Annotated in this window: 15 protein-coding genes and 1 pseudogene; 7 read left to right on the top strand and 9 right to left on the bottom strand. The window is 59.7% G+C overall.

Translation table 11 applies throughout. The features are described 5' to 3' along the window. The first annotated feature begins 31 nt into the window (after positions 1-31). Positions 32-1,066 carry an L-threonine 3-dehydrogenase gene (tdh, locus tag BLT09_RS19740; RefSeq protein ID WP_091595827.1) on the top strand — a complete coding sequence of 345 codons (1,035 nt, stop codon included), beginning with the start codon at positions 32-34 and terminating at the stop codon, positions 1,064-1,066. Positions 1,067-1,646: 580 nt separating this feature from the next. Here the strand turns inward: tdh and BLT09_RS34335 are convergent. Beyond that, positions 1,647-2,135, bottom strand: coding sequence for a hypothetical protein (locus BLT09_RS34335; protein ID WP_164747350.1), 489 nt, complete (start codon positions 2,133-2,135; stop codon positions 1,647-1,649). A gap of 607 nt (positions 2,136-2,742) precedes the next feature. On the opposite strand from BLT09_RS34335, the gene BLT09_RS19730 reads away from it, so the two are divergent. The 4 genes from BLT09_RS19730 (at position 2,743) to BLT09_RS19715 (ending at position 7,451) form a co-directional block, all read left to right on the top strand. Next, the gene (locus tag BLT09_RS19730; protein ID WP_029354874.1) at positions 2,743-3,429 is read left to right on the top strand and encodes a response regulator; all 687 of its coding nucleotides are present in this window, start codon (positions 2,743-2,745) and stop codon (positions 3,427-3,429) included. A 71-nt stretch (positions 3,430-3,500) separates the two neighbouring features. Beyond that, positions 3,501-4,922 (top strand): type II and III secretion system protein family protein, encoded by a 1,422-nt coding sequence (locus tag BLT09_RS19725; protein ID WP_051695798.1) that lies wholly within the window; start codon positions 3,501-3,503, stop codon positions 4,920-4,922. A 9-nt stretch (positions 4,923-4,931) separates the two neighbouring features. After that, a complete protein-coding gene (locus BLT09_RS19720; RefSeq protein ID WP_029354878.1) occupies positions 4,932-5,495 on the top strand; it encodes a CpaD family pilus assembly lipoprotein in 564 nt (187 codons plus the stop codon). An 84-nt stretch (positions 5,496-5,579) separates the two neighbouring features. Continuing rightward, entirely contained in the window at positions 5,580-7,451 is a 1,872-nt protein-coding gene (locus BLT09_RS19715; RefSeq protein ID WP_091595825.1) for an acyltransferase family protein, read from the top strand. A gap of 489 nt (positions 7,452-7,940) precedes the next feature. On the opposite strand, the gene BLT09_RS19710 is transcribed toward BLT09_RS19715, so the two are convergent. Next, positions 7,941-9,080 carry a porin gene (locus BLT09_RS19710; protein ID WP_091595823.1) on the bottom strand — a complete coding sequence of 380 codons (1,140 nt, stop codon included), beginning with the start codon at positions 9,078-9,080 and terminating at the stop codon, positions 7,941-7,943. A gap of 682 nt (positions 9,081-9,762) precedes the next feature. Between BLT09_RS19710 and BLT09_RS19705 the strand changes: the two genes are divergently transcribed. Together BLT09_RS19705 and hemN are read left to right on the top strand one after the other, a co-directional pair. After that, positions 9,763-10,119 (top strand): hypothetical protein, encoded by a 357-nt coding sequence (locus BLT09_RS19705; protein ID WP_091595902.1) that lies wholly within the window; start codon positions 9,763-9,765, stop codon positions 10,117-10,119. A gap of 495 nt (positions 10,120-10,614) precedes the next feature. Further along, positions 10,615-11,942 (top strand): annotated as a pseudogene (gene hemN / locus BLT09_RS19700) (oxygen-independent coproporphyrinogen III oxidase). Between the two features lie 230 nt (positions 11,943-12,172). On the opposite strand, the gene BLT09_RS19695 reads toward hemN, so the two are convergent. The 7 genes from BLT09_RS19695 to nadC all read right to left on the bottom strand — a co-directional run bounded on the left by BLT09_RS19695 (position 12,173) and on the right by nadC (position 20,057). After that, positions 12,173-13,816 carry an MFS transporter gene (locus BLT09_RS19695; protein ID WP_029354881.1) on the bottom strand — a complete coding sequence of 548 codons (1,644 nt, stop codon included), beginning with the start codon at positions 13,814-13,816 and terminating at the stop codon, positions 12,173-12,175. A 173-nt stretch (positions 13,817-13,989) separates the two neighbouring features. After that, the gene (locus BLT09_RS19690) at positions 13,990-14,973 is read right to left on the bottom strand and encodes a beta-ketoacyl-ACP synthase III (RefSeq protein WP_091595821.1); all 984 of its coding nucleotides are present in this window, start codon (positions 14,971-14,973) and stop codon (positions 13,990-13,992) included. Beyond that, the gene (locus BLT09_RS19685; RefSeq protein WP_091595819.1) at positions 14,970-16,235 is read right to left on the bottom strand and encodes an adenosylmethionine--8-amino-7-oxononanoate transaminase; all 1,266 of its coding nucleotides are present in this window, start codon (positions 16,233-16,235) and stop codon (positions 14,970-14,972) included. The genes BLT09_RS19690 and BLT09_RS19685 overlap by 4 nt, the downstream gene beginning before the upstream one ends. After that, positions 16,235-16,870 (bottom strand): dethiobiotin synthase, encoded by a 636-nt coding sequence (bioD, locus tag BLT09_RS19680; RefSeq protein ID WP_029354884.1) that lies wholly within the window; start codon positions 16,868-16,870, stop codon positions 16,235-16,237. Before bioD ends, BLT09_RS19685 begins: the two co-directional genes overlap by 1 nt. Next, entirely contained in the window at positions 16,867-18,006 is a 1,140-nt protein-coding gene (locus tag BLT09_RS19675) for an 8-amino-7-oxononanoate synthase (protein WP_091595817.1), read from the bottom strand. Before BLT09_RS19675 ends, bioD begins: the two co-directional genes overlap by 4 nt. Next, complete coding sequence (bioB, locus tag BLT09_RS19670) at positions 18,003-18,971, bottom strand: biotin synthase BioB (RefSeq protein WP_236370746.1); 969 nt, start codon at positions 18,969-18,971, stop codon at positions 18,003-18,005. Before bioB ends, BLT09_RS19675 begins: the two co-directional genes overlap by 4 nt. 207 nt (positions 18,972-19,178) lie before the next feature. Next, complete coding sequence (gene nadC, locus BLT09_RS19665; protein WP_091595900.1) at positions 19,179-20,057, bottom strand: carboxylating nicotinate-nucleotide diphosphorylase; 879 nt, start codon at positions 20,055-20,057, stop codon at positions 19,179-19,181. Position 20,058: the final 1 nt, after the last annotated feature.

The following is a 20,058-nucleotide window of genomic DNA, read 5'->3' as shown; positions in this document are numbered from 1 at the left end:
AGAAGCGCAATCACGGAATAGGGAAATCCTGATGTCGAACATGATGAAGGCGCTTGTGAAGGCCAAGGCCGAACCGGGCATCTGGATGGAAGAGGTGCCGGTGCCGGAAATCGGCCCCAACGACGTGCTGATCAAGATCAAGAAGACGGCGATCTGCGGCACCGACGTGCACATCTACAATTGGGACCAGTGGGCGCAGAAGACGGTGCCGGTGCCGATGGTGACGGGCCATGAATTCGTCGGCACCGTTGCCGATTTCGGCGCAGCGGTCACCGAATACAAGGTCGGCCAGCGTGTATCGGGCGAAGGCCACATCGTCTGCGGCCATTGCCGCAACTGTCGCGCCGGGCGAGGGCATCTGTGCCGCAACACACTCGGCGTCGGCGTCAACCGTCCGGGCGCGTTCGGCGAGTATCTGGCGATCCCGCAGCACAATGTCGTGCCGATCCCCGACGATGTGCCCGATGAGATTGCCGCGATCTTCGATCCCTTGGGCAATGCCGTCCACACCGCATTGTCCTTCGATCTGGTCGGCGAGGACGTGCTGGTGACTGGCGCCGGGCCGATCGGCATCATGGGCGCGCTCGTCGCCCAATGCGTCGGTGCGCGCAAAGTGGTCATCACTGACATCAACCCGGTGCGGCTGGCACTGGCGAAAAAGCTCGGCGTCCAGCATGTCGTCGACGCCTCGAAGGAAAAGCTGCGCGACGTCATGCCGGCGCTCGGCATGACCGAGGGGTTTGACGTCGGCCTCGAAATGTCGGGCGCAGCCCCCGCCTTCCGCGACATGATCGATACCATGAACAATGGCGGCAAGATCGCCATTCTGGGCATTGCGCCGACCGGCTTCGAGATCGACTGGAACAAGGTCATCTTCAAGATGCTGCATCTCAAGGGCATCTACGGCCGCGAGATGTTCGAGACCTGGTACAAGATGATCGCGCTGGTGCAGGGTCCTCTCGACGTGTCGGGCCTGATCACACACCGCATCGGGGTCGATGACTACCTCGACGGTTTCGAGGCGATGAAGAGCGGCAATTCGGGGAAGGTGGTGATGGATTGGTAGGGATTGCCTTGGCCGCTCTTCAGGAAAAGCTGACGGGACAGCACCCCTCTGGTCCGCCGGACATCTTCCAACGAGGGGAACATGGCTGGGTGGAGAGCTATGGCTCCGCTAGGTGCGCCCCCTAATCATGATACGGCGACGTATCGCGGCCCATCCGATAACGGTCGATGGTGGCAATTCGCCTCAGCCGATGACGGAAATCCGGTGAACGGATGCTCACAGGCCCCCACGCGATCGTCTATTTCCTAAGATCTGCGATTGAGGTCGAGGTGTTGCCGCCGTTTCAGCGGGTAAGATGCGTTAGACGACTTCCGGTACCTTTCCGGTCAGCGAATTAACGAAGGCAACGAGCCGCATTGGACAGGTCGTGCCATTCCGGTTCGGGGGAAGTATGGCGCGGCTCAGCATGGCGACACGGTCGGAACTGAAGCGGCGATCGTGGAGCGTTATCGCGGCGTTGACAAGCGGCGCATTCTGAATGAGTTCGGGGCGGTAATCGGCTATTATCGCAAGCGCGCGCGATCCGTCTTATGAACCGTCGTGAGCAGAGGCCGTCTGCGAGCAAGAGCCGCAGCCGCTGTTACGGCAGCGATGTCCGCGAGGCGCTCATCGTGTTGTGGGAGGCTTCGGAGCGGCTGAGGTCCGCATCGTCGCTCGCGGCGGCCAGCGCCGCCGGGCAGGAATGAGTTCGGCAGTTCGCCGCTCGGTGCAAGCCCGCACCTCGGCGATTGGAAAGATCCGCCGCCCGGCTTTGTTGAGCGCATTCGGGCACGTCTTGGTCGGGGAGCTTCGTGCAGACGATGGTGCTGACCGAAATTGCCACCGGCTGGACCGAATGCATTCCGGTCCGCACGCGCAACAGCGGCAATGTGATCATGGCGATCAAGCAGGCCCGCTCGCGGTTTCCCTGACCCTGTGCTGCTGTTTGCCGGCATCCGCCCGCACAGGAAGAGCTTGGAAAGCGGTCGATCGTCGTGGCCTGAATGCGGAAATCGAGGAGCCGTTGGTCGTCGATCTCCAGCCTGAACGCGGTCGTTTCCTGGTGCCGCAAATCGGCTGTTGCATACACATCCCTGTCAGACGTCAGTTTTCCTCGCCCATTTTGGTGTCGAGATGCGAAGTGCTCTTTTGGACCAGCAAGGCTTTTTGGAAATCTGAGAGCGGCTTTCCGCGGGGCGCTCCATTTTTGAGCATCAAGCTACCACAGCCAATGACGCGCAGGTTCCACCAGACTCGCCAGCCTTGAAGGACAGCGAAATAGCAGAGCACGACAGACACAACAATCCATCAGGAAGCCGCAGTCGTTGAAGATGCGGCGCTGCATCCATACCGTGGATGCATTCGATCCAAATAATCGATTTGTTCAATCAGTTTCTCGAAAGCTAACCCTACCCTCTGTGGGAATCGGGCTCTGGGCCGCGACGCTGCCTTGCGAGCGCAGGGGCTGCACGTAGGAGAGATGATGCAACGAGAAATCGCACGCGGGTTGCTGGCGTCGTGGGTTCGCCGACCGGCGTATTTGAGCCCGTCAGTTGGTCCTCACCCGCGCCTATTGCCACCGAGCGACTTGCATGTCCCTCCAACTCGGACCTGTTCCGAGAGATGCGACGAGTTGTGCGCCGTGTGCTCCGATCAGATGGCCGCCGGTGACGCGTCTCTCTTCGATAGGAGATGAAATGCGAACGCTGCTCGTGGATCATCATGCGGATCTTGCGCGCGCCATGCGACTTGCGCTCGGGGATGGCGGCTTCGTCGTTGATGTCGTTGGTACTCTGGAACTGGCCTCGAGTGCATTTTCTTGCGCCAGCTATGAAATTCTCCTGCTGGAATTGGCTCTGCCAGATGGCGATGGCTTGGGTTGGCTGAGGCAGTTGAGGACCCACGGGCATTCAGTTCCTGCCGTCATTATGAGCAGCCTTAACGATCTCGATAAGCGAATTGCGATCTTCAACGGTGGTGCGGACGACTTTCTGCTCAAACCCGTCTCTACCGATGAGCTTATCGCCAGAATGAGAGCCATTCTGCGCCGGGCGTCACAGATGACCGACCTGAGGCTCGTATTTGGCAATCTCAACTTCGATCCGGTCGCCCGGCAGGTTTTCGTTGCTGGGCACCCAATGATGATCGCACGTCGCGAACTCTGTATTCTAGAGCATCTGCTTAACCGGGCAGGCCGCATCGTGCCCCGTGCGCAGTTGGAAGATCACCTCTATTCGTTCAACGACGACGTGTCTGCCAACGCGCTTGAAGTCGGAATCTATCGTTTACGTGGACATCTGACCAGATCAGGTGCAACGCCACGGATCAAGACCATCCGTGGCATTGGCTACATTCTAGAATTGACTGACGCGTCATCCGCATAGTTTGTCGAATCGAAAGAAGATCTATTTTGCTGATCCTTCAACATCCTTGCCCTGCGCTCAATTGGCGGGCGATCGCCATCAAGGTTCCGAGACCTGCAGTGCCCCGTTACCTGGGCCATCTCCTCTGCGCGCTTATTGTGACTTTCCCACTTGGTGTCGCGGCGCAAAACAAGCAGGACAAAGGCGCGCCGCGTGCGGCTTCGAATAGCATCAATGCCACGCTGACCCTTTCCTCTTCGCTCGGGGAGACCGTTCATCTGCCCGCGCCAGCCACGACCATCTTTGTTGCTGACCCGACGATCGCGGATTTTCAGGCACCATCGAGCAAAACAATCTTCGTCTTTGGCAAGAAATCGGGGCGGACCAGCCTATTCGCCTTGGACGGCAACGGCGAGCCTCTCGCCGAATTGCGTATCGTTGTCACGCAACCGATCGGGGATTTACGCGCCATGTTGCGGGAGCAGGTCGGCGACTATCCCATCCGCGTCAACTATACGCCGCGCGGCGCAATCCTTAGCGGGACGGCGCCCGACGCAGAGGTCGCCGACACCGCAAAAAGAGTCACTGAGCAATATCTGGGCGACGGAGCGCAAGTCGTCAACAACATCAAGGTCGCTGGATCCCTGCAAGTTAACCTCAGCGTGCGCGTAGCCGAAGTCTCACGCAGCGCCATGAAGTCACTTGGCGTCAACCTGTCCGCCTTCGGTCAAATCGGCAATTTCAAAGTGGGCGTTCTAAGCGGAAGCGGTGCAAGCGCTGGATCTGGTTCAACCCAGGGTGGCGGTACAGCAGAAATCGGATTCGACAACGGTGTCGTCAACGTCAGCGCGGTTCTCGACGCGCTCGCCAAGGAGCATATAGCTTCCGTCCTGGCTGAGCCGAACCTCACCGCTATGTCGGGTGAAAAAGCCAGCTTTCTAGCTGGCGGCGAATTTCCCATTCCTGTCCTGCAGGAAAACAGGCAGGTATCGGTTGAATTCCGTCACTTCGGCGTCAGTCTGGAATTTGTGCCGACAGTTCTCAGCAACAATCAAATCAACATTCACGTAACGCCCGAAGTCAGTGAACTGTCGACGCAAGGTGCCGTGCAAATCAACGGAATTTCCGTGCCGGCAGTTTCCACGCGCCGAGCCGATACGGTCGTCGAACTCGCCAGTGGGCAGAGCTTCGCAATCGGCGGTCTAATCAGGCGGAACGTCAACAATGATGTCAGGGCCTTTCCCTGGCTCGGAGAAATGCCGATCCTGGGACCGCTTTTTCGCTCGTCCTCGTTTCAAAAAGAGGAGTCAGAACTGGTCATTCTAGTTACGCCTTACATTGTAAGACCAGGCTCCAACCCAAACCAGATGAGCGCACCTACGGAGCGGGCGGCACCGGCTTTGAACGGAGGGGGCGCTCCGACGAATTCCGTGGCAAGTCCCCCGCGAGACCGCGCTGCTATCCGTGCGGGCGCGCCAAGCGCCCAGGGCGGTCTCGGCTTCATCATCGAATAGTGTCGTCCAATGATGTTGCGTTTTATAGTCCTCTTTGTCGCTCTGGCACCAAGCGTAAGTGGCTGCACAAGCACTACGCCAGTTGATGTCGAACCATCGGCATCAATGCTTGTCCGAGAGGAGACCACCCTCCTGACGTTGCAAAGCCTGCGCGCTTCCGAACGGCAGCGTTTGCGTGATTTCCTAAACAAGGCCAGTCGCGGCCGATTCGATGCCCTCCACCTCCTCATCAGCGGTTCGCCCCAGCTCAGCGCAGGGGTAGCCCATCAGGCCAGGCAGTTGGCAATCGAAGCAGACAACATTCAATTGCTCGATCAACACGACGCCGGCTCAGTGCGAATTGAGGCGATTGTCTATCACGCCCGTCCGCCGGTCTGTCCCTCATATGGTGCCTTACCCAATGAAGAATCCTTCAAACAGCCGCTTGGTTGTTCGACAGGATTTAACCTGGCCGTGATGGTCAACGATCCGCGCGATCTGCTCGACAATCAGGCCGTCAAGTCCGGCGATGGCGATCGTGCTTCTGTACCAGTTGCCACTTACAGAACGTTCGGGACGGATAAAGGTGGCTGATACCGGCCCTTATCTTGGCAGCACTCCTACCGGAGATTGAAAGCTTCCAATCTCGTCCTGATCTAAAATCAAAGGAACCGCTGGATGCAATATAGGCGCGATATCGCGGGCCTTAGGGCTGTTGCTGTACTTCCGGTCGTACTCTTTCATTTCGGAATTTCGGCGATCCCGGGTGGCTTTAGCGGGGTTGATATCTTCTTCGTCATCTCCGGCTACCTTATCAGCGGAAGCCTCTTGGATGACCTTGAACGCGGCCAATTTTCGATCGTCAACTTCTACTGGCGCCGTGCCCGGCGCATTCTGCCGGCTCTCGTCTTTGTGATGCTTCTCACCTGCATTGCCGCATTGTTCATTCTTCTGCCATCGGATCTGCGCGAATTCGGTCTTAGCATCATAGCTGCCTCGACCTTCTGGTCGAACGTTTTTTTCTGGAAAACGTCAAGTTACTTCTCGATCGATGCCGCGCTTCGACCACTGTTGCACACCTGGTCGCTTTCCGTAGAGGAGCAGTACTACATCTTCGCCCCAATCCTGATGTTCCTAATCTATCGCTACATCGGGAAGCGCTGGCTGACGACACTTCTTCCGATAATTCTCTGCAGCTTCGTAATGGCGGTGATGGCGACATCGCTGGCGCCCACCGCCGGATTCTATCTGCTGCCGACCCGAATCTGGGAACTCATGTTGGGCGCCCTGCTCATGCTCAAACGCCCCCCGCCGTTGGGCAACAGATTCCTGATGGAGTCGGTGGGGTTGGCCGGATTTGGCCTTCTCGCCATCGGGTTCTTCGCGCTTTCGGAGAGCGACCCGTTCCCAGGCTACAACGCCTTGTATCCATGCATCGGAACGGCCCTTCTGATCTATGTTGGCCAAAATTCCCCCTCGACGGTCGCCAGCCGCATGCTCGAAGTCCGGCCGCTGGTCTGGATTGGGCTCATCTCGTATTCTTTGTATCTTGTTCACTGGCCGCTCAATGCGTTCGCGCATTATCTTTCGTTCCAAAAACTCGATCCTTTGATGACCGGTGCGATGTTGGTAGCAAGCCTCGCATTGGCTGCATTCTCCTGGAAGTTTGTAGAGCAGCCGTTTCGACAGAAGAGGGCCTTCACCGCCCCGGGGCCTATCTTTGCCTTTTCAGCGCTCGCGATCGTTGTTCTTTGTGCCGGCGGAGCGGCGGGGGCGCTCGGCAACGGCTTTCCGCAACGGTTTCCGGACTATGTCCAGCGGCGCATTTCCGTCGGGGACTGGAGGAATGGCATCTGTTTCAACGAGGGCACCAGCCGGATCGAAAGCTGGAATATGGAGGATTGCACGCGCACTCGCGGTTTTCCAACAACGGTTTTTTTGTGGGGCGACTCCTTCGCCGCGCACTATGTTTCCGGCCTGGGTGCTAACATAAATCGGTTGCAGGCGAACATCGTGGAATATACGTACGCCGGCTGCCCGCCGATACTCTCTTACTACTCTTACGCTCGTCTTGATTGTGTCCGGTTCAATCGCAAGGCCTTGGACATCATCTTGGAAGCGGACATCAAGACGGTTATCCTCAGCGGTAAATGGAGTGACTATGAGGTCAGAGGCTTCGACGGTCTTCAGCAAACAATCGATACGCTTCGTGCCCTGGGCGTGCGCGTGTTTGTCATCGGCCAGTCTCCGCAGTTCCCAACTGACGTCCGGAAAATTGCGTTCTTCGCCAAGCGCCAAAATCTGGACGATACGTCCTGGCCGATGGCGATGGACCCCGGCATCAACGAACGTGTGCGCTCATTTACCAAAGGCGCCACATTCATCGATCCGCTGAAATTCCTGTGCAGCGCAGGACGCTGCCCCTATTCCGACAGAGGAGAGTTTATGTATTTCGACTATGGTCATTTCTCTTCAGCCGGCGCCACACTGGCAATCTCGAAATACTGGCCGGCTTTTGGCAAAGACAATGCTCTTCCTAAGACGAAGTAGCGGGTCAGACGGCTGACAAGCACCAGTGCGGGTCCCTGTGATTGCTCCTGCTTCGGCAGCAGCCGCGACGATGGAGCTGTTCAGGTTTAAGGCCACCCGATAGCGACCTAGGATGGGTGCTGCCACGCGGATCGGACTAAGCGTGCATTATCACGTAAATGTTGAGAGAATGAATGGCGCCGCGAAGGGCAATTCCAGCCATCCACAGCGACAGGCGTGTCGCGGTCCCGACATAGCAGTGGCACTTACCTGACACGGCCTCACACTGCCCTCTAAACGGCCCCGAATTTGAACTGACCACCCCTGGCCGGTTCATTGGGCAGGTCAAGGGCTAGGCTGTATTACACAGGGCTCACCCCTTTCAGTCTCAAGTTGGTACGATGGGCCGTGGACGGTCGATGCAGACTTCAAGGATGGCGAAAGAAGCTCTCTATGCGTGCGTTGTCGAGGCAAGTGCCTTTGCCAGAGATGCTCGCGGCTGGAGAGATTTCAAAATGAGCGTTGGAAGCGGAGAATGCCGCCGACGCTGTTCGGCTTGCTCGTGCCCTTGACGGTGGTAGGGTCGGCAGGGCCGACGCCAAAGTTGCCGTAGCGGTCGTAATCGACCTCGGCTGTGACCGTGAAGCCAGGAACGACCATATAGACGACGTTTGCAGCCAAACCAGAATTCTTGAGCTGATCACTCGAGACCTGAAAGTTGAACGAAGTTTTCTCGTCAAACTCGTAGGTGGCGCCCGCCCAGAAAGCCCACTGGCCGTTCCAGATTTTGTACGAGCCGCGCACATGATTGGCGATTGCGCCGTTTGAGTCCTCGTTGAGACTGCCATTGGAACCGTAGCCGAACAGTCCAAACAGCGACAGCTGGTTTGTGACAGCGACGTCGACACGGATCTTGCCGGCCAAAGCTTCGTAGTTGCTGTCATAAGCCGCGACGCCGGTGATCGAGCCCCAGCCTTGCGTGTATTTCAAGCCGGCGACAACGTGCGGAATATAGCTGTCGATAGTACCGGCTGAGCCCGATCCTTGTTCGAGCGAAATCACGGTCGAAATGCCGTTGCCGGCGTCGAAGTAGTACTGAGCCACGTTGGTGTCGAAGCCGGCCGACCGAACGAGCATACTATCGAGAACGTTGCCAGCGTAGCTTACAAACGTATCGAAGGCCGACCCGTCCTTGCCAACTCGCAGGCCCCCCAGCTCGACCCAGGCAGAAGCCAGTGCGAGGCCGCTGTTGAAACCATAGTTCTGAGGACTGTCACGCGAGTTAGCGCTATTGCCAAAATTCACGTGGGTTTCGGTATAAGTCGTCAACGCGCCGAGCTCGGTCTGCTGGCCGCTCCAAGTTTTGAACGTGAAGCGTGTGTTGTTTCGCCAAGTGCCTTGGTCCTCGCCAGTTCTCACATCCGAGGTTCTTGCGCTGTCATACGATCGGACATCACCCAGGCCGATATCATAACGGACATAGCCGCCGATGCGCAGGCAGGTCTCGGTGTTGGGAATATAGAAATACCCCGAGCCGAGGACGTCGCAGATCTTGATGTACTCGGCCGGTTCCCGCTCGGCGCCAGCTGCTCGAACGACGGAGGCGGCGATCAGAGCAGTTAAGCCGAGAAGACGAATCTTGATGTACATGTCTAGATCTCCATGAAGGAATAAAAAGGATAGAGGCGTAAGAGCAAGCTTTACTCTAAATTTTGTGCGTGTTGTCTCCAATTTGTGGACGTAAAAGCGCTTGACATGGGAGGTTATCCAGCGTAAAAGCCACATGTACTTAGAATAGTGTTTTCTGCTAGGAGATTCATTATCGTTTATATGTGAAACACTCCGGTCAGACCGCTGCAGCCTCGGAATAGAGCAGCAAGCGACATGCCAACCTGAAGCGTAGATGCGGCCGACACCAAAATTGGGCCGACGCGCCTTCGTCTCGCTGGAATCACTTTTTTTGAGGGTCACTGCGAAAAGCAATGTGCGACACGGTTCGCCATGTTCGATATGTGACAGTCTCGTTTAACAGCGACGGCTTCCCGTCTGACCGCAACGGAGGCCGCTTCATGCGCTACCGAGAAGGATTACTGCGCGCGTGCGGTCCGCAAGGGCTGCGCCAGGAACAGAGGGCGTCCACGTCCGATGTGTCGCATGGTGGCCGAAGCACCTTTTCGCCGCTGTAAGTTCGCCGTGCAGGTACATTGCGCGGCCGATAGCGAGAAGGGATCGCACCCTGAAACGGTTGCCTAGGGCTCGCCTCGAGTAATTGGCGATGAACAGCATTCTCGAGAACTTAGTCTCGACGGAAAGAGCAACGAAAGGAAGCCGCTTGGACGAGCACGATCCGAAGGAAGAACTGATCGAGACCATTTTCCGCAACGGCACAATCACTGCCGTGGGTATCCTGCTTGCCTTTTCGCTCGGCTTCCTCACTCATTGGGCGGCGAACCCCTTGCCATGGCAACTCTACGATCTGTTCGCCGTAGTGCCGATCCTGCTCGGCATCGCACTGCAGATGAGAGCGCTGTCCATGCTGCTCGACATGAGTTCCTTGCGCCGCCCCATCTACGAACGCGCCAATCGCATTTTCATGGTCGGCCTCATCCAGACCGCGTGTGGCGTCGGGATGGCGATCTTGGTCGATCTTTTCGGGATATCGGTAGGGGGCACGCTGCCCGGCGCTTGACGACAAGCCACACCGCCGCTCATCGCTCGAAGCGACGTCAAGCTGGGGAGCCTTGTGCACCCCCTAGCGGCGCCTTCCTTTCATCAAATGAGCGGACGTCAGCTTTAGAGCGTCTCGGTGGCTAAAGCCGGTATGGTTTTTCGGCCGGCAGGGAAGGCCGCTGGCTGGACCTGGATGGCGTCTGACCGAGGCTTGACAGGTGCGTTGCGACGTTTGGCGTCGGACATGAATTTCGCATTGCAAAGTTCTTCCGCAGACGCCTCAAGCACACTGCATCGGCGTCACGTACTCAAACGTTGAATGCGGCACCGCACCATCACCTCAGGCGGACCATGGCACGCGCGCTCGGTTGATACCGTCCTGTCCAAGCGAGACTGCGACATCGCCGCCTCCGCCTTGAAAACGCGGAGAAAGCGGGACGCACTGACTTAGGTCAGAGACAGGACGAGCGCGCAACGAAACAATGATGGATCAGCGACGTGGGACGACAGCTCCTTGCACACCTCAATCCTGACAAAGTACCGGGACCCCCGGCCGCCTTGGTATACCATCTATCCGACTGTGCCAGACTTCTCTGCGGCGGTTGGTGCTGACGATTATGAGGAATGGCTGGGGGGCCTCCCGGCCGACGAATCGGTGTCGCTCTATTTCCACATTCCGTTTTGCCGATCCATGTGCTGGTATTGCGGCTTCCCTACCGCCGTCACCCGTCGCAACGGCCCGATCCTTAATTATTTGGCGTGCTGCGTCAGGAGATCAGTTTGGTGTCGGAGCAAGTTCGGCAAGGGCTGCCGGTGAGCGATGTGCATTTCGGCGGCGGAACGCCTCACCTTATCGGGCCAGCCGAGCACTTGGCGCTGATGGAATTTCTACGCCGCCACTTCGCTTTCAGCAAAACTGCTGCGATCGCCGTGGAGATCGATCCCCGAACGTTCACACCGGAAATGGCCGAACCCTTGGCAGCTACCGGTGTCAACCGCGCGAGCATCGGCGTGCAGAGCTTTGATCCCGATGTGCAAAAGGCGATCAATCGGATCCAGAGTAAGGTGCAGACGGCCGCTGCCGTCGAAAATCTCCGCCGGCATGGCGTTGGCCATATCAACTTCGATCTCATCTTCGGTCTCCCGAAACAGACTGTGCAGTCCTGCATCCAGACCGCGATGGCTGCGGTCGCCATGCGCCCCAACCGGTTTGCGGTGTTCGGCTACGCGCATATTCCTTCCGTGATAAAGAATCAGCGCCTAATCGAGCAGGCAGGTCTACCGGACGGCGATGTTCGCGCCGAACAGGCTGCAGCTGTCGCCGAGACACTGGTTGGCGCCGGCTACCGGGAGATCGGGCTCGATCATTTCGCTCTGCCGGACGACGAACTCGCGCTAGCGCAGAAGACCGGGCGCCTGCGGCGTAATTCGCTGGGATACTCGGCCGATACTTGCAAAACCGTGATCGGCTTCGGCGCGTCGGCTATTGGCCGAGTCGGCGAGGGGTACGTTCAGAACGAAGTAACACGGGATTCTTACGCCCGGCACATCGCAAGTGGACGTCTGGCGACATCAAAGGGCCACCGGCTGACCGACGATGACCGGGTGCGCGCAGCAATCATCGAGCGACTGATGTGCGATTTGGAGGCCGACGTGCCGACCATCTGTGCCGCCCACGAAATCGAACCAGCTCGTTTTCTCGATTCAGTTGAGCGTTTGGTGACGCTGGCTGAGGAGGGGATCGTGGACGTCGAAAACGGCTTCATCCGCGTGCGGCCGGAGCACCGCTTTGTTGTTCGCGCCGTTGCTGCTGCATTCGATGCTTTTCTCGCGAATCGATGAGTTGAGGCCACGACTCCGAAGGCATCAGACCTTGTTTGGCGCTCGTCGGCATGGGCTCTCGCAGAAGACTCCGCAAGCGCATGCAGGGGACTCCACTTGACGCCGCGTTCATCATCATCTCGCCTGGGTGCGCTCGATCGCACAACTCGGAGCACGCTGCTCTCGGCGTGAGGCTGTGCTCTGCAAAGCACCGGTGATCCACCCTGTCCCTGGATAGCAGCTTGATGGCGTCATCTTGGAGGACGAGAAAAGATTGTCGAGGTACGGGTACGAATTGCCTCGGTCGTTCGTTCAATCGAAAGCACTGTCTGCGGAGGCACCTCTCCTTCATGCAGTGACAGGAGATGCTGGCCGACTTCCTTATCTGCTGCGGTGAGTCGATGATTTAGGCGGAGAAAGTCCATCCAGGTGGGGGTGCGGAATGTCTCCGTCCAAAGTGACGGTGTTTGCAGATTTCGCTGGAGCGTCCAGTTTCGTGCACCGGCACGGCTCTGGACGTGTCGCCGCGTGCGCATGTAGCCCAGAAAGGCCTCGATATTTTCCTCCGATATCAAATACTCGACCTTGGCCACGATAGGGCCACTTCTGGGTTTCAGATCGAGAGCCACGTCCGGCGGATGAAAAACTGAACTTTCTTGATCCGTTTCTTCCCAGGGACGGACCGGCAACACGATCCCCGCTGCTGCAACCAGCAACAGAGCGCCCGCGGCGCCCTCCAATGCTGAGGTCAAGGAATAGTTTTGCGCGACAGAACCCCAGATCCAGCTGCCAGCAGCCATACCGCCTGCGCTCAAGGCGTAGTAAATGGAGAGCGTGCGGCCTACAACCCACCTTGGGCTTGCCAACTGCACCGACACGTCAATGCCCGTCCAGGTGATAAGCCAACCCGCTCCGCCGAGCGCCAGCGAAATGGCCGCCACAGGAACCGACGATGTCAGGGCAAGGGAGAGGCAACAGACTGCACAAGCCACAGAGGCGAAGGCCACCAGCCTGTTTTGAGACGTGACCTTCCTCAAGAAGCCGTTGCCCATGCCCGCGATGAAAGCACCCATGCCGAAGCCGGCCAATAAGATACCGTAGACAATTGGCCCACTCTTCAACTGATCCCGGACGACGAGAGGGAGCAACGCCAGAATGGAGATGCTTGCCAATCCGAAAAGAGCTGCTCGGGCGGTCGCTGCCCTGATCTCCAAAGACATCGCCGTAAAGCGCACTCCGTCATGAATTGCCGTCGTCATTCTCTCACGAGGGAGAGGCGAAGAGCGGACCTCCCATTTGGTGCGCCATATCGCGCTTATAGGCGCCAGATCACTCACCGCAGCCAAGGCGAAAGCGGCCAGCGGCCCAAAGACGGCCAGGATCACGCCCCCTAAGGCCGGACCAACGCTGCGCACAATGTTGTATCCGACGGACATAAGCGTCACTGCGGCCGGAATGTCGCGTTTGTGAAGGATATCGCCGACCGAAGCGTGCCAGGCCGGATCATTCAAGGCAAAGCCGCAGCCGGCCAGGAAACCTAACCCGAGAATCAGCCAAGGACTGACAAATCCCAGACCCACAGAAATCATCAGCGTCATCGACGCCGATGCTATCAGGCAGTGTCCCGCAAACATCACCCACCGGCGGCTGAAGTTGTCGGCAATGGCTCCGGCGAAAACTGAGAGGAAGAACACCGGCAGTGTGGATGCGGCCTGGACGAGAGCCACCATAAGGTCGGACGCTGAAATCGTTGCCATAAGCCAACTGATGGCGACCGTTTGCACTAGCCAACCGAGGCTGGAAATCTGGGTGGCCGTCCAAATTGAGCGAAACACCTTGTTTCGAAATGGGGCGAGCGTCTTTGAAACGGGCGGTTGAGGATTTTCGCTCTGCATGAGGTTTTGCTGGCCTTCGATGAGCGCTGCGATTTGAGCAAGTGGGTCGATACTTAGACATCGCGGAGCACCGCACGGAACCCAGCTCTATGGAGCTTGCCGGCGACTATTTGCGTATTGAGCCATTCTCATAGTCTCATTCATGAGCAGTCCTATGCGCAAGCGTTGCTTTGCTAAATTCCCACGACAAGCGCGCCGCCGCTGAGACCCGCACCCGCTGCCGCCAAGAGGACTTTCTCGCCAGGCCGAAACGGCTGCGCCCGATGGGCGAGCGACAACGAGAGCGGGATCGTCGCGGCGGAAGAGTTGCCATATTCGGCGATCGTCTTGACCATCGAGTGATCTGTGATGCCGAGGTTCCTGCCGACCGCGTCGAAAATGCGAGCATTGGCCTGATGCGGCACGAAACGATCGAGGTCTTGCGGCCTCAGTCGGGCAGCAGTGAGCGCATCTCTCGAGCAGGCGGTCATCATCTCCACGGCCTTGGCGAACACTTCGCGGCCATCGGTGATCGTCATCCGGGTCTGCTCGAGGTCGAGGCCGCCATGGAACGGATTGTTGCTTCCACCGGCAGGAATCTGGATCAGCCCGTAACGCGAGCCGTCCGAATCCACCGAAGCGCCGAGAATGCCTCGATCCGGGTCATCGCACGGACCGATCACCACCGCGCCGGCGGCATCGGCAAACAGCACGGCGCTGGCGCGCTCGGCCGGATTGATGCGGCGGCTGAGGATGTTGGCGGCAATGACAAGGCTCGCTTTGCCATGCAGGCGAGTGAACCCGTCGGCGAACATCAGCGCATAGATGAAGCCGGCGCAAGCGCCGGTCAGGTCGATCGCGCCGGCGCGACCTAGTCCCAGCCGATGTGCGACCAGGGGCGCGCTTGGCGGCAGAAGATGATCGGGTGTGGAGGTAGCGAGCAACAGCAGGCCGATGTCGCCGCGGTCGATACCGGCATTGGTCAGCGCCATGTCGCCGGCGTGCGCGGCAAGGGCCGACAGCGTGTCTTCGTCCGCTGCCCAGAAGCGCGACCGTATCCCGGTGCGCCGCTCGATCCAGCCGGGTTCAAGCCCGAGACGATCTTCGATTTCCGGATTCTCCACCTTGCGCGCGGGCGCATGATGGCCAAGCCCGAGAATGCGCGATGATCGGCTCATGGCTTTGAGCCGAAGCGTTCGCCGGCCTCCTCGATGGCGTCATAGAGCCCATCCAACTCGTTGCCGGTAATGCAATAGGGCGGCAGAAGGTACAGGACATTGCCGAGCGGGCGCACGAGCAGGCCGCGCTCAAGAAAAAAAGCGCGCAGTTTTGGCCCGATCTCGGCCAGATAACCGGCTGAGCCGGTGCGTAGGTCGAGTGCCGCGATGGTGCCGGTTGTCCGGCAATCGGTGAAGCGAGGGTTGTCGCGAAAGCGTCGAAGCCCGGCGGCCTGTCGCTCGCTCAAGGCCGCGATCCGATCGGCCACCGGCTCGTCGTGCCAGATCTCGACATTGGCAAGTGCCGCCGCGCATGCAATCGGATTGGCGGTGTAGGAGCTCGAATGGAAAAACGTCTTCTTGCGATCCTCGGAATAGTGAGCCTGGAAGATGGCATCGGTGGCGATCGTGGCGGCCAGCGGGATGGTACCACCGGTCAGACCTTTCGAGGTGCACAGGATGTCCGGCGAGACGGACGCCTGTTCGCAGGCGAACATGGTTCCGGTGCGCCCCCAGCCGGTCATCACTTCATCGGCGATCAGCAGCGTGCCGGCGGCCTCAGTGATCCTCTTCAATTCGGTCAGAACCCAGGCCGGATACATGAGCATGCCGCCGGCGCCGAGCACGAGCGGCTCGACGATCAGCGCGGCGGCGCGCCGGTCGCGGGAGAGTGCCTCGAACCGATCCAGCGTTTCCTGCTCGCGCCCGGCGGCCGGGAAGGGGATGGTGTCGACCTCGAACAGCAAGGGCTCGTAGGCGGCGTTGAACACGCCACGGGCGCCGACGCTCATCGCCCCGATCGTGTCACCATGATAGCTGTGCTCCATGACGACGATGCGCGAACGCGGCGCGCCGATGTTGCGGAAATAGCCGAGCGCCATCTTCAGCGCGACTTCGATTGAGGTCGAGCCACTGTCGGAATAGAACACCCGGTCAAGGCCGGCGGGTGCGAGGCCGACAAGCGCCTCGGCCAGGCGCTCGGCCGGCTCGTGGGTAAAGCCCGCGAAGATGATCTGGTCGAGGTTCGACGCGGTCGTCTCGATGGCCTTCATGATGCGGGGGTGGCGGTGGCCATGAGTGACGACCCACCAGGAAGAAATCGCATCCAGGATGCGGGAGCCGTCGGCCTTGTGGAGATAGGCGCCTTCAGTCAGCACGATTTCAGGGATCGAGGGCTCTAGCGCGTGCTGCGTGAACGGATGCCAGACTCGAGACTGCGCCATCAGTCGCCTCCGGCAATCATGGCCAGGTCGAAGCCGGAAATCATTGCATCTCTCAACGTTTCACCCGTCAGCGGACCGAGGTGCGGCAGCCTGCCGAGCTGCGGCACGCCGCCGAATTCCACGATTGTCCTTTGCGTATCGGCCACCTCTTCGCCCATGAAGGCAATGCCGATGAGCGGGATGGAGCGGGCTCTCAGGGCCTCGATCGACAACAGCGTATGATTGATGGTGCCGAGCGCGGTGCGGGCGCACAGTATTACCGGCAGCCGCCATTGTTCGAATATGTCAATGAACCTTGTCTGTCGATTGAGCGGCACCATCAGCCCGCCGGCGCCTTCGATGACGAGCGGTGTCGGCAGGACCGGAAATGAAAGATCGTCGGCCTCGATCGCGACGCCGTCGATTTCGGCTGATCGATGCGGCGACAGCGGCATCGTCAGTCGATAGACTTCGGGCAGCACGCGTCCGTCGGGCAAGCCGGAAAGCCGGGCGACGACCTCGCTGTCAGTCTCCTCGTCGAGGCCCGATTGCACCGGCTTCCAGTAGAAGCCGTCGAGCAGCCCGGCAAGTCCGGCCGAAAATACTGTCTTGCCAATTCCGGTGTCTGTTCCGGTGACGACGATGCGTTTGGTCATGCTGTGGCCAACACCTCAACGAGAGCCTCGACCATGGCGGAAATGTCGGTCTCGTCGACGTTGAGCGTCAGCGAAATGCGCAGGCGCGATGTGCCCTCGGGCACCGTCGGCGGACGTATGCCGCGTATGTCGAAGCCGCGTGCCTGCAGGGCCGCCGCCACCGCCATGGTGCGCCCAACGTCGCCGATGACAAATGGCTGGATCTGCGAGCCGCTGGGTACGACGCCGCAGCGCTCGGCCAATTGGCGGCCGGCGCAGGCAACGCGTTCCTGCAGCTGAGCGCGGCGCATGGGCTCGTCGGACAGAATAGTCAGCGCTTCGCGCGCCGCGACCGCCATCAGCGGCGAGGGCGCGGTGGCGTAGATGAACGGCCGGCACCGGTTGACGAGATAATCGCACAGTGTCCTCGGCCCGGTGACGAGTGCACCGGATGCGCCGAGCGCCTTGCCGCATGAGTGGAGCGTGACGATGTTGTCGCGGCCTTGGCACGCGGCGGCCAGTCCCCGGCCGTCCGGTCCCCAGATGCCGGTGGCATGCGCTTCATCGACGACGATGAATGCCTGGTGCCGATCGGCCATCGCGACCAGGCTCTCCATCGGCGCGCGGTCGCCATCCATGCTGTAAAGGCTTTCGACGGCGATCCACACGCGCCCCGTGCCGCCTTCGGCGCGCCAGCGGGTGATTGCGTCCTCGACAGCGTCGACGTCGTTGTGCGCGGCCAGCTTGAACTCGGCGCGCCCGGCCTGCGCGCCCTCATGCATGCTGGCATGGGCGAGTTCGTCGAGGACCAGCAGGTCGCCTTTCTGCGGCAGCGCGGTCAACAGGGCGAAGTTGGCGATGTAGCCGCTGCCAAAGAACAGCGCACGGTCGGCGCCGAAGAATGCCGCGGCGTCCGCCTCCAGTTGCTCATGTTCCGGTGCGTTGCCGCGCAACAGCCGCGACCCGGTGGCGCCAACCGGCGTGCCCCGCGCAATCGCCGCCGCAACCGCTTCGCCAAGTCTTTTGGAGGCGGCAAGTCCGAGATAGTCGTTCGACGAGAAGTCGAGACCGGCGCGCGGTGCGAGCGTCCGCAACCGGTCCTTGCGCGCCAGTCCGCGCAAGGATGCGTCATAGCGGGCAAGAATTGCCTCGTTCATTGCGTGGCGAGTTCCATCGGCTCGATGCCGAGACGCTGGAACAGAAGGCTATCCTTGTCCTCGCCGGGATTGTCCGCCGTCAGCAGCGTGTCGCCGACAAAGATCGAGTTAGCGCCGGCAAAGAAGCACAACGCCTGCGTTTCGTCGCTCATCGCCGTCCTGCCGGCGGACAGCCTTACACAGGATTTCGGCATCATCACCCGCGCGAGCGCAACGATGCGGACGAAATCGATCGGATCGATGGCGTCGGCCGCGGCAAGCGGCGTGCCTTCGATGGGAATAAGCATGTTGATCGGCACGCTTTCCGGCGGCTCGGGCAGGTTCGCGAGCGTGACCAGCATGTCGATGCGATCGGTCTTTTCTTCCCCCATCCCGACGATGCCGCCGCAGCAGACTTTCATCCCAACCGCGCGCACGTGCCCAAGCGTTTCCAGCCGGTCGGCAAAAGTCCTGGTTGAAATAACCTCGCCATAGTAGCGCTCAGAGGTATCGATGTTGTGGTTATAGTAGTCGAGACCGGCCTGCTTCAGGCGAGCAGCTTGCTCAAGATCGAGCATGCCGAGCGTCATGCAGGTCTCCATGCCGAGCGCCTTGACGCCCTCGATCATGGCGACCACAACGTCCATGTCGCGCTCCTTGGGACTTCGCCACGCTGCGCCCATGCAATAGCGCGTTGCGCCGCCATCACGCGCCTTGGCCGCTTCGTCGATGACATGCTTGACGTTCATCAGCTTCGACGCCTTCACCCCGGTTTCGTAATGCGCAGACTGGCTGCAATAGCCGCAATCTTCGGGGCAGCCGCCGGTCTTGATGCTAAGGAGCCGCGACAGCTGCACTCGGTTTCGATCGAAGTTCTGGCGGTGGATCGTCTGAGCTAGGAACAGCAGATCGTTGAATGGCATGCCGTAGATGGCCTCAGCCTCTTTGCGGTTCCATCGCGGAGGCGTTCCATCGACCGATTGCATGGTCTGGTTCACGTCGAACTCCGAGTTCATTCCAACCGTCATCGTCAAACCTTTGTTGCTAGTCCGGTACGCCTTCAGGAGTCTGTCGACCGGCAAGCTCGGTCCGACTTGGCTTTGGAGCGCACTCGCTAAAAGGCGAGCTGCGGCACGTCTTTCCACCGCCTTCCTACGCCTGCCGAGCTGATGTTGCTCCTCATGCCGTAATCCTCAGTTCAAATGCTTGCAGATGTTCTGGTGGTCCGGCATGTCCAGGCCGATGTCGAGGATCGGGGCGCTGTGCGTCAGCCATCCCATGGAGATGAGATCGACACCGGTCGCCGCAATCGCCGCCGCCGTTTTCGGCGTCACCCGACCGGAAGCCTCGGTGATCGTACGGCCACCCACTATAGAAACCGCGCGGGCAAGATCCTCGACCGACATATTGTCGAGCAGCACCGCGTCAACACCAATCGCGAGCGCTGCATCGAGCTGCTTCAGCGTGTCGACCTCAACCTCGACCTTCACCATATGCCCTGCGGCGGCGCGCGCCCGCTCTATTGCTGTGCGGATATCGCCGGCGATCGCGATGTGATTGTCCTTTATGAGCACGCCGTCATCGAGGCCGAAGCGGTGATTGGCACCGCCGCCGACGCGCACGGCGTATTTTTCCAATACCCGCAGGCCGGGCGTCGTCTTTCGCGTCGATACGATCCTCGCCTTGTGACCGCGCACGGCCTCAACCATCGCCGCTGTGGCAGTGGCAATGCCGCTCAGCCGGCATAAGAAATTGAGGGCAGTGCGTTCGGCCGTGAGCAGGCCTCGCGCGGGTCCGGACAATCTTGCAATGGTTTCCCCGGCCCCGACATCGCTGCCATCAGGGCGCCAGATCTGGATGTTGATCGCCGGTTCCACGAGCAGGAAGGCGTACGAGACCAGATCGAGCCCGGCAACGACGCCCGCCTGCCTCGATCTGAGCACCAACGTGGCAGTGCAATCATGCGGGATAACCGCATCGCTGGTCAGGTCGCCGCATCTGCCCAGGTCTTCGAGGAGCGCACCGCGCACAATCGGTTCGATCAGGGTCGCGGGGAGGGGGGAGAATGAAATC

Source organism: Mesorhizobium muleiense (assembly GCF_900099905.1).
Taxonomy (GTDB): Bacteria; Pseudomonadota; Alphaproteobacteria; order Rhizobiales; family Rhizobiaceae; genus Mesorhizobium; species Mesorhizobium muleiense.
This window is presented reverse-complemented; position numbering and strand designations above follow the sequence as displayed.